At 49.7% G+C, this 15082-nt stretch carries 15 protein-coding genes; 11 read left to right on the top strand and 4 right to left on the bottom strand.

The window, feature by feature from the left end; all coding sequences use genetic code 11:
• The coding region (locus BMW43_RS21685) for a hypothetical protein (RefSeq protein ID WP_281246116.1) at window positions 1–1199 on the bottom strand (1199 nt) is incomplete at its 3' end.
• Between the two features lie 287 nt (window positions 1200–1486).
• On the bottom strand, window positions 1487–1816 hold the full coding sequence (locus BMW43_RS05710) for a YnfA family protein (RefSeq protein WP_091744698.1): 330 nt from the start codon (window positions 1814–1816) through the stop codon (window positions 1487–1489).
• Window positions 1817–2236: 420 nt separating this feature from the next.
• On the opposite strand from BMW43_RS05710, the gene BMW43_RS05705 reads away from it, so the two are divergent.
• The 3 genes from BMW43_RS05705 to BMW43_RS21680 all read left to right on the top strand — a co-directional run bounded on the left by BMW43_RS05705 (window position 2237) and on the right by BMW43_RS21680 (window position 4769).
• Window positions 2237–2737: a hypothetical protein gene (locus BMW43_RS05705; protein WP_091744696.1), complete on the top strand. Its 501-nt coding sequence runs from the start codon at window positions 2237–2239 to the stop codon at window positions 2735–2737.
• Window positions 2738–2913: 176 nt separating this feature from the next.
• Window positions 2914–3651 carry a hypothetical protein gene (locus tag BMW43_RS05700; RefSeq protein ID WP_091744694.1) on the top strand — a complete coding sequence of 246 codons (738 nt, stop codon included), beginning with the start codon at window positions 2914–2916 and terminating at the stop codon, window positions 3649–3651.
• A 287-nt stretch (window positions 3652–3938) separates the two neighbouring features.
• The gene (locus BMW43_RS21680; RefSeq protein ID WP_091744692.1) at window positions 3939–4769 is read left to right on the top strand and encodes a methyl-accepting chemotaxis protein; all 831 of its coding nucleotides are present in this window, start codon (window positions 3939–3941) and stop codon (window positions 4767–4769) included.
• A 123-nt stretch (window positions 4770–4892) separates the two neighbouring features.
• Here the strand turns inward: BMW43_RS21680 and BMW43_RS05690 are convergent, their stop codons facing one another.
• Window positions 4893–5327 carry a hypothetical protein gene (locus tag BMW43_RS05690; RefSeq protein ID WP_091744690.1) on the bottom strand — a complete coding sequence of 145 codons (435 nt, stop codon included), beginning with the start codon at window positions 5325–5327 and terminating at the stop codon, window positions 4893–4895.
• A gap of 318 nt (window positions 5328–5645) precedes the next feature.
• Here BMW43_RS05690 and BMW43_RS05685 point away from each other — a divergent pair, with 318 nt between their 5' ends.
• From BMW43_RS05685 to fni, 8 genes are all read left to right on the top strand, one after another.
• Window positions 5646–6371 carry a pseudouridine synthase gene (locus tag BMW43_RS05685; RefSeq protein ID WP_091744688.1) on the top strand — a complete coding sequence of 242 codons (726 nt, stop codon included), beginning with the start codon at window positions 5646–5648 and terminating at the stop codon, window positions 6369–6371.
• Between the two features lie 75 nt (window positions 6372–6446).
• Window positions 6447–7688 carry a BaiN/RdsA family NAD(P)/FAD-dependent oxidoreductase gene (locus tag BMW43_RS05680; protein WP_091744686.1) on the top strand — a complete coding sequence of 414 codons (1242 nt, stop codon included), beginning with the start codon at window positions 6447–6449 and terminating at the stop codon, window positions 7686–7688.
• Window positions 7689–7854: 166 nt separating this feature from the next.
• Window positions 7855–8364 carry a hypothetical protein gene (locus BMW43_RS05675; RefSeq protein WP_091744684.1) on the top strand — a complete coding sequence of 170 codons (510 nt, stop codon included), beginning with the start codon at window positions 7855–7857 and terminating at the stop codon, window positions 8362–8364.
• A gap of 365 nt (window positions 8365–8729) precedes the next feature.
• Window positions 8730–10025, top strand: coding sequence for a 3-phosphoshikimate 1-carboxyvinyltransferase (gene aroA / locus BMW43_RS05670; protein ID WP_091744680.1), 1296 nt, complete (start codon window positions 8730–8732; stop codon window positions 10023–10025).
• Window positions 10026–10057: 32 nt separating this feature from the next.
• Entirely contained in the window at window positions 10058–10735 is a 678-nt protein-coding gene (gene cmk / locus BMW43_RS05665) for a (d)CMP kinase (RefSeq protein ID WP_091744678.1), read from the top strand.
• Entirely contained in the window at window positions 10722–11318 is a 597-nt protein-coding gene (locus BMW43_RS05660) for a lysophospholipid acyltransferase family protein (protein ID WP_091744677.1), read from the top strand. Before cmk ends, BMW43_RS05660 begins: the two co-directional genes overlap by 14 nt.
• A 347-nt stretch (window positions 11319–11665) precedes the next feature.
• Entirely contained in the window at window positions 11666–13642 is a 1977-nt protein-coding gene (locus tag BMW43_RS05655; RefSeq protein ID WP_091745009.1) for a bifunctional 4-hydroxy-3-methylbut-2-enyl diphosphate reductase/30S ribosomal protein S1, read from the top strand.
• Between the two features lie 23 nt (window positions 13643–13665).
• A complete protein-coding gene (gene fni, locus BMW43_RS05650; protein WP_091744675.1) occupies window positions 13666–14727 on the top strand; it encodes a type 2 isopentenyl-diphosphate Delta-isomerase in 1062 nt (353 codons plus the stop codon).
• Window positions 14728–14789: 62 nt separating this feature from the next.
• On the opposite strand, the gene BMW43_RS05645 is transcribed toward fni, so the two are convergent.
• On the bottom strand, window positions 14790–15082 hold a 293-nt coding region (locus tag BMW43_RS05645), incomplete at its 5' end, for an IS3 family transposase (RefSeq protein ID WP_143050574.1).

Here is a 15082-nt window from a genome sequence, read left to right as displayed (position 1 = left end):
CCGGTAGCTCCGGTAACCCCAGTGGCGCCAGTAGCCCCAGCAGTGCCAGGATCACCGGCTGCGCCAGTAACCCCCGTGGCTCCGGTAACCCCAGTGGCGCCCGGATCACCGGTAGCACCAGTCACTCCGGTAGCTCCGGTAACCCCAGTGGCGCCAGTAGCCCCAGCAGTGCCAGGATCACCGGCTGCGCCAGTAACCCCCGTGGCTCCGGTAACCCCAGTGGCGCCCGGATCACCGGTAGCACCAGTCACTCCGGTAGCTCCGGTAATACCAGTGGCGCCTGTAGCTCCAGTAGTGCCTGGATCACCGGTAACCCCAGTGGCGCCAGTAGCCCCAGTAACGCCCGGATCACCGGTAGCACCAGTAATCCCGGTAGCTCCGGTAACCCCAGTGGCGCCAGTAGCCCCAGCAGTGCCAGGATCACCGGCTGCGCCAGTAACCCCGGTGGCTCCGGTAACTCCCGTGGCGCCAGTAGACCCGGTAACACCCGGATCACCGGTCGCACCAGTCACTCCGGTGGCTCCGGTAACCCCAGTGGCGCCTGTAGATCCGGTAGCGCCCGGATCACCGGTAGCACCAGTAACCCCGGTGGCACCGGTAACCCCAGTGGCGCCAGTAGCCCCAGCAGTGCCAGGATCACCGGCTGCGCCAGTAACCCCGGTGGCTCCGGTAACTCCCGTGGCGCCAGTAGACCCGGTAACACCCGGATCACCGGTCGCACCAGTCACTCCGGTGGCTCCGGTAACCCCAGTGGCGCCTGTAGATCCGGTAGCGCCCGGATCACCGGTAGCACCAGTAACCCCGGTGGCACCGGTAACCCCAGTGGCGCCAGTAGCCCCAGCAGTGCCAGGATCACCGGCTGCGCCAGTAACCCCGGTGGCTCCGGTAACCCCAGTGGCGCCAGTAGCCCCAGTAACGCCGGGATCACCGGTAGCACCAGTCACTCCGGTAGTTCCGGTAACCCCAGTGGCTCCTGTAGTGCCAGTTATACCAGTCGGGCCAACTGGCCCTGTCGGACCTGTTGGGCAGGGCGGAGAAATGGGGAAGCATGGGAGACAGCAGTTGGGGGACGTGTCAGAAGAATCGCAGGTATCGCTTTTGTTATACTGATTATGGCCGGGACTGTGATGAGTGTGCGGTACATATTGAATATGCTTTATTTTATAATGATGGTAATGGTAACGATCTTTTTTATCCACGCTATTGTTCCTTTCATGTTTGTTTATCTTATCTTATGTATATCCTGAGCAAAGAGAAACCAAAAGGGAACAATGGGAGAAATCTAATGACAGTGTAAATTTAAATCCCCGTTCCGGTTATTTTACCGGACGGGGATTTTTGTTTTCTTGGAAGAAAATATTTTACATGTATAAAAATATCCTGCTATGCGTTCATCAGGTGAAATGCGTAAGCGTGGGAGAATATTCCTGTAGAGGATATGGATAAACCTTATAAAAAATCAATTTGTATAGTCTTTTTGTCATAGCTATCCCCTAGGCCAATACATGATGATTAGAACGCCTAAGAGTGCTATAAAACCACCAATTATATCGAATTTGTCAGGTGAAATATCATAGACTTTCCATCCCCATAATAGGGAAAGAACGATAAATATTCCTCCGTAAGCTGCATAGACTCGACCAAAATTGGCAGGTTGCAGCGTAGGAACTATGCCATAGAGAATTAGAATGAGGGCACCAAAAAATCCGTACCATAAACTCTTTCCTTCACGTAGACAAAGCCATACCAGGTAACCTCCGCCAATTTCGAATAAACCGGCAAGAATAAAATAAGCTATTGATTTAATTACTTCCATGATTACTCCTCAGTGAATATGATGTAAAGAAAAAATTCGGGATAAAAGAAGTAAACCCTGCAAACCATAGTTTGAGCTTAGTGGGATGAGGCCGTTTACAAACATGGTTTACACTATCTACAGCTGCGCTTTGATATGCCGAGCGGGTGATCAAAAAGCTCGGGAAAATCTTTTGGCGGAAGATAACTAAGGAACCGGTGATTTAATAAATATCAACAAGTTGAAAGATCTTTGACAGTTTTGAAGTGATCCGCTATCGGTAGAATAAGGGTAATTCTTCCATTTTGGTTACATGCCAGGGTGGAGGAATTTTTATTTTGGTCCAGCACTTTCGGTTCCCGAGTTTTATATATTGGAAGTTGATAAATAAAAATTAAATAATCGTTTACACTAACCAAAAATGAAATTTAGAGGTGTCGTATGGATAAAAGCTATCTATATATTATACTTACTGCTATTACTGGTTTCGGATTTCTTCTATTAATACCTAAACATCAGTATAAAAGATATTTTCTGTATGGTGTTGTTTTAGGCGGGCTTGTCGATATAGCAATAGTGCTTACCCTTACGTTATTAGGTCAGGTTAGATATGCTAATATGGGGCATTTTAGTGCCTTTGGATTAATCCATGCATTTGCTCCTGTAAGTTGGTCATTTACATTTGCTATGTTCCTCTATTTTTTACCGAAACGTACTACTTTCTTTTGGCTCTATATATTCGCTTTTGCAGTACTTAACTTAAAGGTGGCAACAATCATGCAATCCTTCGATACCTATGGCTATAGCAATGCGTTTGTATTGACCATCGTATTTTTGCTTTGGGGATATGGGGCAGCTTATGTATATCGTAGAGATCCTCAAATTAAACTATTACATCCAGTTCTTCAGAAGCCACTGAAAAAACCGGATAATGATGATTAAATAAGTGTGTCGCTGGATACTAGTATTGCCCGAATGTGTTTAATCACTTTCGGGTTTTTTATTAGCAGGTGAACTGCAGTCTAACGGAGATTTCCAAGAATATTTGGAATGATATTCCATAAGATATAGCATCCCCTTTTACAGGAGATACGACAGATGACTGCAGGAGGTAAAAAATGAAGAAAATAATTTTGGTGACTTTATTTTTGTTTGCCCTGTCTAGTGTGGCATTCGCAAGTCCGCTAACGGACTATTCCAAGGGCAACTGGGCTCTGGATCTTAATTACCGGGTTAATAACAGCTATGATGCCAGTGCCGATGTGACAGGAACCGATTTTAGCACAGGTAAGCAGAAACTGGATGGGAAAAACAATTTAGAATTAGGACTTACTTTTGGTCTTGGCAATAATTTGGCTTTGCAATACCGTCAGGCCAATCCGAAAGGGGGCTGGAGTTATACAGATACATATGAAAATGAGTATTCCCGCTCTGTTGGCGTTGAAGCTAAAACAAGAGTGGAGGAGTACAATGTTTTATATAAAGTCAATAAAAATCTTTCTGCTTTCACCGGCTATGTAAATGCAAAGCCAAGCGCCAGCTTGTCTGCTATTGATGGGGAAGAGAATATCGGGGTCTCCCTGACCGGCCATAATAAAAACATCTGGCAAGTTGGCCTGATGGGAACGGTGCCGATTAAGGATAAGCTTACTGCCTATGGGATAGCGGCCGTTGGCAATGATTATCACAATCTGGAAGCCGGAGTGGGTTACCAAATTACGAAGGATCTTGACTTTAATGTGAACTACAGGATTTTGAAAGTGGAGAAGATGGATGTGGCCAATTATGACGGATATACATTAACTACGGATACAAAAGTTAAGGGTTGGGGGTTTGGTCTTACTCAAAAAATGTAATCCTGCTTTTGCCCGGCACCTCGGATACGAGGTGCTTTTTTAATATCCGGTGTAGTGCTTTCATTTCCTTGAAAGTATAATTATTTCGCGGGTCTATTTCCTCAAAGCATTGAGGTCATCAGCCCACCTTGGTTCAATCTGCTCGCCTTCTTCGTTTCGCAGAAAGTAGCACTCGTCCTATCAAACTAAACAGACTTCAACTGACTGCTGGAAATTGGTTACACGAAAAAATGCAGGAATTCTTACCCTGGTTGGAGAAATATCTGTTTTCAAGGAGGTGCGGAAGGATGAGTACGAACGAAGAGATATTAGAAGCGTTTAGACTGGTGCTGCCTTATCTGAATAAAGTTGTAAGAGAAGATATGGCGGTTGGGTTGACCAATTTAACGGAATACATAGATTATCATCGGGCTAGGGAGTTTGAGTTAGAGCTTCCCGCGGGCAAGCCTATTGAGGGAATTGAGACAATTGAAGAGTGTATCCGGACTGGGAAAACTACCTTTGCCGATGTTCCGCCGGAAGTATACGGGCGCAGAATCAAGACAATCTTCACTCCTATCTATGGGGCGAACCATGAGGTTGTTGGAACACTCAGTTCGGGTATCGATTTAGAGCATAGCCTGGCGTTGGTAGAGAACGTGGAACGGTTAACAAATTCCGCCGGTCAGGCAACACAGAGCGTAGAACAGGTGGCGCAAAGTGCCGGCGAATTGGCCAGTGCCGGGCAAAAGGCCATTCAGCTGGCGGAAGAATTAAAAAAACGGAATGAAGAAACCACACAGGTAATTAGCTTTATCAGAAATATTGCGCAGCAGACCAATCTTCTTGGATTAAACGCGGCCATCGAGGCGGCCAGAGCGGGAGAACAGGGCCGGGGATTTGCCGTGGTAGCCGAGGAAGTACGAAAGCTTGCCGATCAATCCCAGGAAGCGGCCAAGAAAATTCAGGAAACGTTAAAGGACATGAGTAGTGCTGTTACCGAGATTTATAAATCCATCGAAGTTACCGGCGCCGTCAGTGAGGAGCAGGCGGCTTCCACTCAGGAAATTGCGGCAAATTTGGAGCAGATTTATAAAGGTGTTAAAAGCTTGGAAGCATATGTCGAACGTTATAAATAAGTTATAAATATGAGGACAATTTTGTATCGCTGAAGCGTCGTTGTCCGGTGAATTTACTTTTTTACACAAAAGGGCTCTCACATTACCTGCGAACAGGCTGTGAGAGCTCTTTTTACAGATGGCTTACTGTTGCGGCATAGAGGAACCGAACTGACCGGGCATCATCTGATGGGCTGAGGAATTGCCGTATTGATTAGGATATTGTCCCCAGTTCATCGATTGACAATGTGCGGTAGAGGCTTTCAGGCTTTGGATTGCGCCGGATAACTCACCGATCTTTTGCTGGATATGATTTAGCATATACGAAGACATATCCAGCCGTTCATTAATAGCCTGGTTGAAAAGCTGCGTAGACTGCGCTACCTGGGTGGCCATATTCCTGATGCTTTGCACGGAATTAATGGCATTTTGCGTGTTGCCGGCATTCATAGACATCATAGCACTGTCGCATGCGGAAACAATATCCTGCGATAGCGAACGGGCTTTGTTCATTTCGGCTATGAGTGACTGGCCATGGTTTATGGCGTGCTGGAGAAAGGGATTGGTCTGTTGGAACATTAACAATTCGCCTCCTAAAGTAAAATCCGGAGATAGTATTTTTCAGGTTGGTTGTTTTTATGCGACTGTGAGCCCAGGAAGAAAAAGGGAATCCATTCGCTGGCTCGCTTGTGTAGGGCTAGAACAATTACTTGTACTGACATTAGGTATTTTACTTAAAAATTCCCGTTCGGTTATGTGGTTTACAGGAAATAAAACTTAAAAAAACAGACAAGATAAGTTTATAAGAGGAGTTGATTTGCTGCCAAGTTGTGATATTATGGTATAATAGTTCGCAGCTAAGGGATTATGCGATGACAGAAAGGAAGTTCTTACTATATGGCAGAACGTTTACAGAAGATTATCAGTCAGGCGGGAATTGCCTCGCGGCGGGAGGCTGAAAAGTTAATCACTGCCGGCCGGGTTTCGGTGAATGGTGTGGTTACCACCGAGCTTGGCACTAAAGTGGAGCCCAGAAAGGCCCGGATTGCTGTGGATGGCAAACTGATTGCAAGTGAAAAGCCTGTATATGTTGTACTTTATAAGCCTAAGGGTGTTATTACCAGCCGGACTGACCCGCAAGGGCGCAAAACAGTAACCGAGCTGGTTGCGGATATTCCAGAGCGGGTGTATCCGGTAGGACGGTTGGATTATAATACTGAAGGATTGCTGCTGTTGACTAACGACGGAGAGCTGACCAACAGTTTGCTACATCCCAGCAGGCATATTTATAAAACCTACATTGCGAAAGTTGCTTCCTATCCGGCGGAAGAAAAACTGGACCGTCTGCGGGTCGGTATTCAATTGGAGGACGGTAAAACGGCGCCGGCTAAGATAGATATCGTTGACTACGACCGGGAAAGGGATATAACGGCCTTGGAAGTGACCATTCATGAGGGGAAAAACCGGCAGATCCGGCGGATGTTTGAAGCGATCGGTTACCCGGTTAAGAATTTGAAGCGGGTTAAATTCGCCTTCTTGACCTTGGAGGGATTGCGGCGTGGTCAATACCGTTATCTAACCGATGAGGAAATACAGGAATTAAAGAAGTATGCAGGAGAGTAGTAGTTTAGCCGCAAGCGCGGCGCTGCCCTGCTGTCGGATGACCGGAATTCTTAAACAGGAGAGGAACTGCAGTCTATGAAACGAGTAATTATTATTGGCGGTGGGGCGGCAGGCCTTATGGCAGCGGTCAGTGCAGCAGAGAACGGAGCGCAGGTAACAGTATTGGAAAAAAAGCCGTCTGTGGGACGGAAGCTTATGATTACCGGTAAGGGCCGGTGTAATATTACCAATATAGCCGATATACAAGCCTGTATAAAAAACATGCCCGGTAATGGCAGTTTTCTGTATAGCTCATTTCATACTTTTTTTAATCAGGATATCATTGCCTTTTTAGCCCGTCAGGGCTTGGAGACCAAGGTGGAGCGCGGCGGACGGGTGTTCCCCGCCAGTGATAAGGCGCAGGATGTGGTAGAGGCGTTTTTGCGGGCCTTGGCGGACTTGGGGGTGCAGCTAATAACCGGTGAGGCTGTAAAGCGAATTCTCGTAACCGACGGACAGGTTACGGGCGTGGCTACAGCGCAACGGACTTATGAAGCCGACGCAGTTGTACTGGCGACAGGCGGCGCGTCGTACCCCGGGACAGGCTCCACCGGCGACGGCTACGAAATGGCCGCCAAGCTTGGCCATCAGGTTACGCCGCTGAAACCTTCCCTGGTTCCTCTGGAGGTGGGGGAGGAATGGATTGGTGATATTCAGGGGTTGTCGTTAAAAAATATTACGGCCACAGTGTTATACCATGGTAAAAAAGTGGCACAGGAATTTGGCGAAATGCTTTTTACCCACTATGGCATGTCGGGGCCAATCATTTTATCGCTCAGTAAAAAGGTCTCGGAACTGCTGCAGGAGCAGGAACGGGAGGAAGTGCTTATTGAGATTGACTTGAAGCCGGCTTTGTCGGAGGAAGTTCTAGATAATCGAATTAAACGGGACTTCGAAAAGTTTTCCCGGAAACAATTGGGGAATGCCCTGCATGAACTGCTGCCTGCCAGCTTGATTCCTGTGATGATTGATTTGGCTTTTCTGGATCCGGAAAAACCGGTGCATCAAATTACCAAAGCGGAACGCCAGCGTCTGCTGCAGCAATTGAAACACTTGACCTTTACCATCACCGGTACGCGGCCGGTCAGTGAGGCCATCGTGACGGCCGGAGGTGTCCATGTGAAGGAAGTCAATCCGGCCACCATGCAGTCAAAACTGATCACCGGCCTATATTTAGCCGGCGAGGTCCTTGACATTGACGGTTATACCGGTGGTTTCAATCTGCAAGCTGCCTTTTCAACGGGTTATGTGGCGGGACGGAGTGCGGCTGTCTTGTAGCTGTACGCTATATCCGGCGGTATCTGGGCATACTAACGTAAAACCGGCATGGCGACTTTGGCCTAAATAGAGTCGAGGGCAGGACTGTACCCAGATAAGGTATAGGATCGGCAAACCTGCCTGCTCTGTACAGGTTGGCCGCCGCGCCTGAAAAGAGGGCGGTTTTATGTTCAAAAGACTCAGAAGCTACGGCCATTATATTAAACATAATTTTCTAACTCTGGTCGCCGCCGGTTGCGTGCTGTTGCTGCTGGCTGTTCAGATTCTGCTGCTGGGGCAGGCGGGGCGTTCCTATTTATCCTTGGTTGACCGGTTGGAGGGAGAACCGTTGGCCAATCCGGAGGGGAGCCGGGCGTCCGTATACGATAGTCCGGTGTTAAACCGCCTGACGACGTTGCGGGAAAGTTCCCTGTTGACCGTTACTATGCTTGAACCGGCTGCCGATCCTCAGGCTTTTGTTACAGTGAATGGCGAGGTTGCCGGCTATTTCACCAAGGGAGAAGTGGCGATAAAAATATATGACGGTGATTATGTGGAGATTAATGCCAGTGCGGGTTCCCGGCCGGTACGGTTCCGATTGGCGACTGCGGACGACAAGGTGGCAGTCCCGCCTAACGGACTGGTTCTGGAGGGTAAGCCGTCAGTCATCACGGTAGGGAAGATTAAATTCAGATAACAGGGAATCCCCTGGTATTCAAACTATCCGAAACGCTCTCTGGCGATGCTTGCTGTGCCATGCTTCGTTAAAATTTTTTGAAATAGGGGCCACTATCCCGCAAGACTTCGCGTTGCCTTTTAGGGCATATCTTGTCTGGCGCAAAAATCACTCGCCATGGACCATTCCGTTAGTTTTAATACACGCCATGTCCCGTTGGTTGCGGGAAGGATATTGAAAATTTATGAAGAATATCCCTATCTAATATTGTTTTTGGGCAATGCAGGTACTGGCGCGCTGCCTTGAGCTGCTGCCTTGAATAGTCGCAGTTTGGAAGTTGTCAGGGGACTGGCAGTTTTAATTTATACTTAGGATAGGTGGATGCTATGCAACAGATAACAGTCAAACCTTGCAAGGCCTTACGGGGTACTACGTATATTCCCGGCGATAAGTCGGTTTCGCACCGCAGTGTCATGTTTGCCGGACTGGCCGATACGCCGGTGGTTATTCGCAATTTTCTTTATGCCGCAGACTGCTGTTCAACGATTAGCTGTATGGAGGCTTTAGGGGTGCAGGTGGAACGGCGAGCCGACGGCGAATTATGTGTTCAGGGCAACGGGCTTCATGGACTTAAAGAACCGATAGGTGTATTGGATGCAGGAAATTCCGGAACCACGCTTCGGCTGCTGACCGGAATTCTGGCCTGTCAGCCGTTTTTCAGCGTGTTCAGCGGCGACGCTTCGCTGACAAAACGTCCCATGGCACGGGTTATCAAGCCTTTGTCGCAAATGGGTTGTACCATTGTGGGACGTCAGCAATCTAAATATATTCCTATGGCGCTTGTGCCGGCAGCGCAGATCAGGGGCATCGACTATACAATGCCTGTTGCCAGCGCGCAGGTGAAGTCGGCAGTGTTGCTGGCCGGTTTGTTTGCCAAGGGAAGCACTTCGGTCACCGAGCCTTTCCTTTCCAGGGACCATACCGAACGGATGCTGGAGTCTTTTGGTGTGCCGGCAAAACGGGAGGGGCTCACCGTGTCCGTGGCGCCTGTTGATTCGTTAACGGCGCCTGAAGTTATCGAAGTGCCCGGCGACATCAGCTCGGCGGCATTCTGGCTGGTTGCCGGAACCATTCTGCCCAATAGCCGATTATTGCTGCGTAATGTGGGCATCAATCCTACCAGAACAGGCATTTTGGATGTATTGACAGCTATGGGGGCCAATATTTCACTGGAAAACGAACGGCTCAGCGGCGCCGAACCGGTGGCCGACCTGCTGGTGCAATCGGCGCAGTTACGGGGCACGGAAATTAAAGGGGAGATTATTCCACGGTTAATTGATGAAATACCGGTGCTGGCTGTGGCGGCCTTGTTTGCCCAGGGGAAAACGGTCATCAGCGGAGCGGAAGAACTGCGGGTAAAAGAAACCGACCGCCTGAAAGCCGTTACGGCCGAGTTGGGTAAACTGGGGGCAGTGCTGGAGGAAAAAGCGGACGGACTGATTATCGAGGGCGGACAGTGTCTGAAGTTTGGTGTATGTCATTCCCATGATGACCACCGGATGGCCATGTCGCTGGCCATAGCCGGTCTGGCCGGCAATGGTGTGGAAATTACGGAGCCCGAATGTGTGAGAATATCGTATCCTGATTTCTTTGAGACGTTAGCAAGCCTGCGGGCGGAGTAACACTGCCGCTGGGAGTGGATAGGAGAATGGTTATGAAAAAACTGGTCATTGCCATAGACGGGCCGGCTGGTGCGGGTAAAAGCACAGTGGCGCAGATTGTGGCAAGGAAAATGGGCTATGTGTATATTGATACGGGAGCTATGTACCGTGCAGTAACCTGGCTGGCGCTCCGGCAAAACCTGACGGTTAAGGATGCTGCGGCAATCGGTGATCTAGCGGCGGGGGCCGTTATTGAACTAACATACGCAGCCGGCAAACTAGTCGTTCTGGCAAACGGAGAAGATGTAACCGGCCCCATCCGGACGCCGGAAGTGACCGGTTGGGTTGCTGAAATATCGCAGATTCTGCCGGTGCGGGAAGCCATGCTGGTGCTGCAGCGCAATATGGCCGCCAGGGGCGGGGTGGTTATGGACGGACGGGACATTGCCTCCCGGGTTTTGCCGGACGCCGATGTGAAGGTGTTTTTGACGGCTTCCATTGAGGAACGAGCCAGACGGCGCTGGAAGGAAATGCTGGACAAAGGTTATACGGTGGATTTGGAAGAATTGAAACGGGAAATTGCCGACAGGGACAGAAAAGACTATGAACGGGAATATGCGCCACTGATTCAGACGGAAGACGCCGTATTGGTCGATACGACCGCCATGTCCATTGAGGCTGCGGTTGATGAAATTTTAAAGATCTGTGAGGAAAAAAGTGGCGGTATATAATGTGTTGCGATTTCTCTTTCACCTCCTTTTCCTGACCGTCTTTCGGTGGAAGGTGGAAGGGGAGGAAAATATCCCTACCCATGGTGGCGCAATCATTGCTCCCAATCATATCAGTTTGTGGGACCCTCCGCTAATGGGGGCCGCTCTGTCACGGCGTATTCATTTTATGGCTAAGGAAGAATTATTTTCTTATCCTGTGTTTAGCTGGATTATCACCCGGCTAAAGGCCTTTCCCGTCAAGCGGGGAGCGGCTGACCGCAACGCTATCCGTACGGCGGTAACCTTATTGGAACAGGGTGAGCTGGTTGGCTTGTTTCCTGAGGGAACCCGCGGTAAAAAAGGCGTATTGGGACCGGCGGAGCCGGGTGTGCTCATGATTGCCGTGAAAGCCAATGTACCTATTATTCCTGTGGCGATTATCGGCACCGATAAGGTAGGCCGGTTTCCAATCCTTTTTCCGAGATTTATCGTACGGTTTGGCAAACCGCTTAGGGTGCCACCGGGAAAATTGAGCCGGGAAGAGACGGAAGTTCAGGGCCGGCGGGTTATGGCGGAAATTGCCGCACTACTGGTCCGGCAGTAATTTTTTAATGTGCTCATGCGTACGGCAGGAAGAATCAATAGGTTCTTTCTGTCGTTTGAATTTTGCTTAAGGCTTGTTTGTAGATTAACGGAATACCCCATGACGTTAGATGCGGCAAGAGTTTACAGGAATAATGGTTCTTATTTCAAGAAATGTTAACGAAGTATGACACAAAGAATACTGTCAGGGGAATTGCGAATCGTTTATAAACAAGACCTCATACGGCGTCTGGCATATCGGGAAAGTTTTTTACATATCAGTTATATAGTGAGGCGTAGACAGGAGTTCAGCCTGTCCGTATGGTATACTATAACAGAAAAGCTGGCCGTTTTTTGCAGGAGGATATAATGAAAGTTATTTTAGCTGAGCATTGTGGTTTTTGTTATGGCGTCAAGCGGGCCGTGGAACTGGCCTGCGTCTGCGGCCAGAGCGCTGCGGCCGGACAGGCGCAAACGCTGGGGCCGATTATTCATAATCCGCAGATGGTGGAACGATTGGCGCGGCAGGGTGTCGGGGTAGCCGACAGTTTGGAAGATATTCCGGCTGGCGGTACCGTGATTATTCGCTCCCACGGCGTGGGGCCGTCAACTTATGAGGCGGCAGAGGAAAAGGGGCTGGCGCTTGTGGATGCTACCTGCCCTCATGTGCGTAAAGCGCAGCAGGCTGCCCGTCAACTGGCCGGCGAAGGCTATCAGGTCGTTGTGATCGGTGAGCGGCAGCACCCGGAAGTAAAAAGTATTGTCGCTTGGTCTGGTAAACAGACAATTGTTGTAGAATCGGTCCAGGAGGCACAGGAGCTTGCCTTTTTTGCCCGTATCGGTGTGGTTGTCCAAACCACCTTTGCCGGGGCCTTATTTCAGGCAATCGTTGCAGTGTTGCGTACGAAATGTGATGAGATCAAGGTAAATCGAACTATCTGTAACGCAACCGAGTTAAGGCAAAAAGCGGCTATGGAACTGGCCGGCAAGGTGGAGGTCATGCTTGTCGTGGGGGGGAAAAACAGCTCCAACACCACCAAGCTGGCCCGTTTGGCGGAAGAGTCCGGCTGCAGGACTTATCACGTGGAAACAGCACAGGAGCTGCGACAGCACTGGTTTAACAATATAGATGTGGTTGGCGTGACTGCCGGAGCATCAACACCTGACTGGCTTATAGAGGAGGTAATGGAAAAAATGCAGGAATTTGACCAAGAAATGCAGGAAACCGTAGCAAAAATTGAGAAGGGCAGTATTGTGACAGGCAAGGTCATTGCCGTACATAAGGATGAGGTGTTCGTTGATATCGGCTATAAGGCCGAAGGAATCATTCCTTTGGCGGAATTAGCCTATCCGGTGCCTGAGCGGGCGGAAGCAGCCGTTGCCGTTGGCGATGTCCTGGAAGTCTTTGTTGTCAGTGAAGAAACGGCCGACGGGAATGTTGTGCTGTCTAAGGTAAAAGCCGATCATATTGTGGCCTGGGATAAGGTGCTGGCAGCGCTGGAAAACAAACAGGTATTGACGGCTAAGGCTGTAGAGGCTGTAAAGGGCGGCTTAGTGGTAAGTGTATTAGGAATACGCGGTTTTGTGCCGGCTTCGCAACTGGACTTGAAGTTTGTGGAAGATATTACTGTCTTTGTCGGGCAGGAATTGGAACTGGTTCCGATCGAGGTGGACCGGGATAAGAACAGAATTGTTCTTTCCCGCCGGGCAGTGCTGCAAAAGGAACGGGAAGAGAAAGAAAAGGCCGTGTATGGGTCCATCCAGGCCGGCCAGGTTCTTACCGGGACGGTTTCCCGGCTGGCCGCCTTCGGCGCCTTTGTCGATATTGGCGGCATTGATGGGCTTATTCATATTTCCGATTTGTCCTGGCAGCGGGTGAAGTCACCGGAAGAGGTTGTTGCTGTGGGAGATCAGGTAGAGGTAAGTGTCTTAAAGGTGGATGCGGCGGCCAAGCGTATTTCTTTAGGCTTAAAGCAGATACAGAAGGATCCCTGGTTTGATGCGGCTGCCGAATTGCCGGAAGGGGCCATTGTTAAAGGCAAGGTAAGTAAAATTGCCAAATTTGGTGTTTTTGTCGCTCTGCGGGCCGGTTTGGAAGGCTTGGTGCATATTTCGGAATTGTCCGACCATCATATAACCAAGCCGGAGGAAGTTGTAACGTTAGGTCAGGAAGTAGCCGTAAAGGTTCTTGGCATTGATACCAAGCAGAAAAAGATTTCTCTCAGCCTGTCCAAGGCCCAGGAAGAGAAGGAACGGGCCGAATATCAGGATTATTTGAGCAATCATAGCTCTATGGGGGTTACCATCGGGGAAAAACTGGGACATTTATTCAAACGCGAAGACTAAGGAGAAGTCGGAGGCATGCGCCGGTGCGTCAATCACGCAAGTTGGACCATATACACTACGCATTAACGCTGGGAGACGGTCCGTCTGCCAGCCGGTTTGCGGATATATCGCTCATTCATAATTGCCTGCCCGATCTTTCCTGGCAGCAAATTGATCTGTCGACCACTGTCTGTGGTTTGGAACTTGTTCATCCGGTGTTCATTAATGCCATTACGGGTGGTGCCAAAGATGTCATGAAGACTAACGCCATGCTGGCCGAACTGGCACAACAAAGCCGGATAGCGATGGCTGTCGGCTCGCAGTTTGCCGCTTTGGAAGATCCGGCTGTGCTTGATTCGTACCGCATCGTCCGTCAATATAACCCGGACGGAATTCTGTTTGCCAATTTAGGGGCTCATGTTACGCCGGAGCAGGCTAAACAGGCTGTAGCCATGATTGAGGCCGATGCTCTGCAGATTCACATCAATACGGCCCAGGAGATTCTTATGGCGGAAGGCGACCGGGATTTCCGAGGCTACTTGCATAATGTGGCCGCTATTGTAGACGCGGTCGAGGTACCGGTTATTGTGAAAGAAGTGGGCTGCGGGATTGCCCGGGAACAGGCGCGTTTATTGGTGGCGGCCGGAGTGAGGGCCATTGATGTCGGTGGTGCCGGCGGAACCAACTTTCAGGCGATTGAAGCAGCCCGCAGCCAGCGGAAACTGGAGGAAGAGCTGTACTGGGGAATTCCCACGGCCATCAGTGCCCTGGAGGTGGCGTCGGTACTGCCGGCCAGCACCGACCTAATCGTATCCGGCGGTGTACGCAGCGGCCTGGATGTCGTAAAGGCCATGACTATTGGCGCGGCAGCAGTGGGAATTGCAACGCCGTTGATCAAAAAGCTATATAAGGGCGGGGTGGCGGCGGCCGTTTTGTGGCTGGAGGAACTCTTGCAGTCGGTCAGGCAGTATATGCTGCTCTGTGGCGCCCAAAACAGGTGTGAACTGCGGCAGACACCGTTGATAATAAGCGGTTACAGCCGGGAGTGGCTGCAGGCACGGGGTATTGATACAGCAGCTTATGCACAAAGAGAAAAGCATGGATAAAATGAACCGCCCCAGGAAAGATAGACACAAAAGAGAAAAGCCAATCGTAGAATATCTTTGTGTTAAGCCGACTGACGCCGTTTTTCGGCTGGCGTCAGTCGGTATTTGATTTGGAAACGCTCGAAATTGTAAAAATGGATGTAGTCGTCAATCAGTTCCTGAGCCTGTGTTAAGGTTTGGATCTTCTGGCGGTGAATGCACTCTGCTTTGAGAATAGAAAAGAAGTTTTCAGCCATAGCATTATCGTAAGGATTTCCTCGTCTTGACATAGAGGGCATAATGCCATATTCTTTAGTCAGGTTGAAATATGCTTGTGAGGTGTATTGAAACCCCTGGTCGCTGTGGAGGTAGAGTT

The sequence above is a fragment of the Propionispora vibrioides genome (assembly GCF_900110485.1).
Lineage (GTDB): Bacteria > Bacillota > Negativicutes > Propionisporales > Propionisporaceae > Propionispora > Propionispora vibrioides.
Note: the sequence above shows the minus strand (reverse complement) of the source record. Positions and strands in the feature narration are given on the sequence as shown.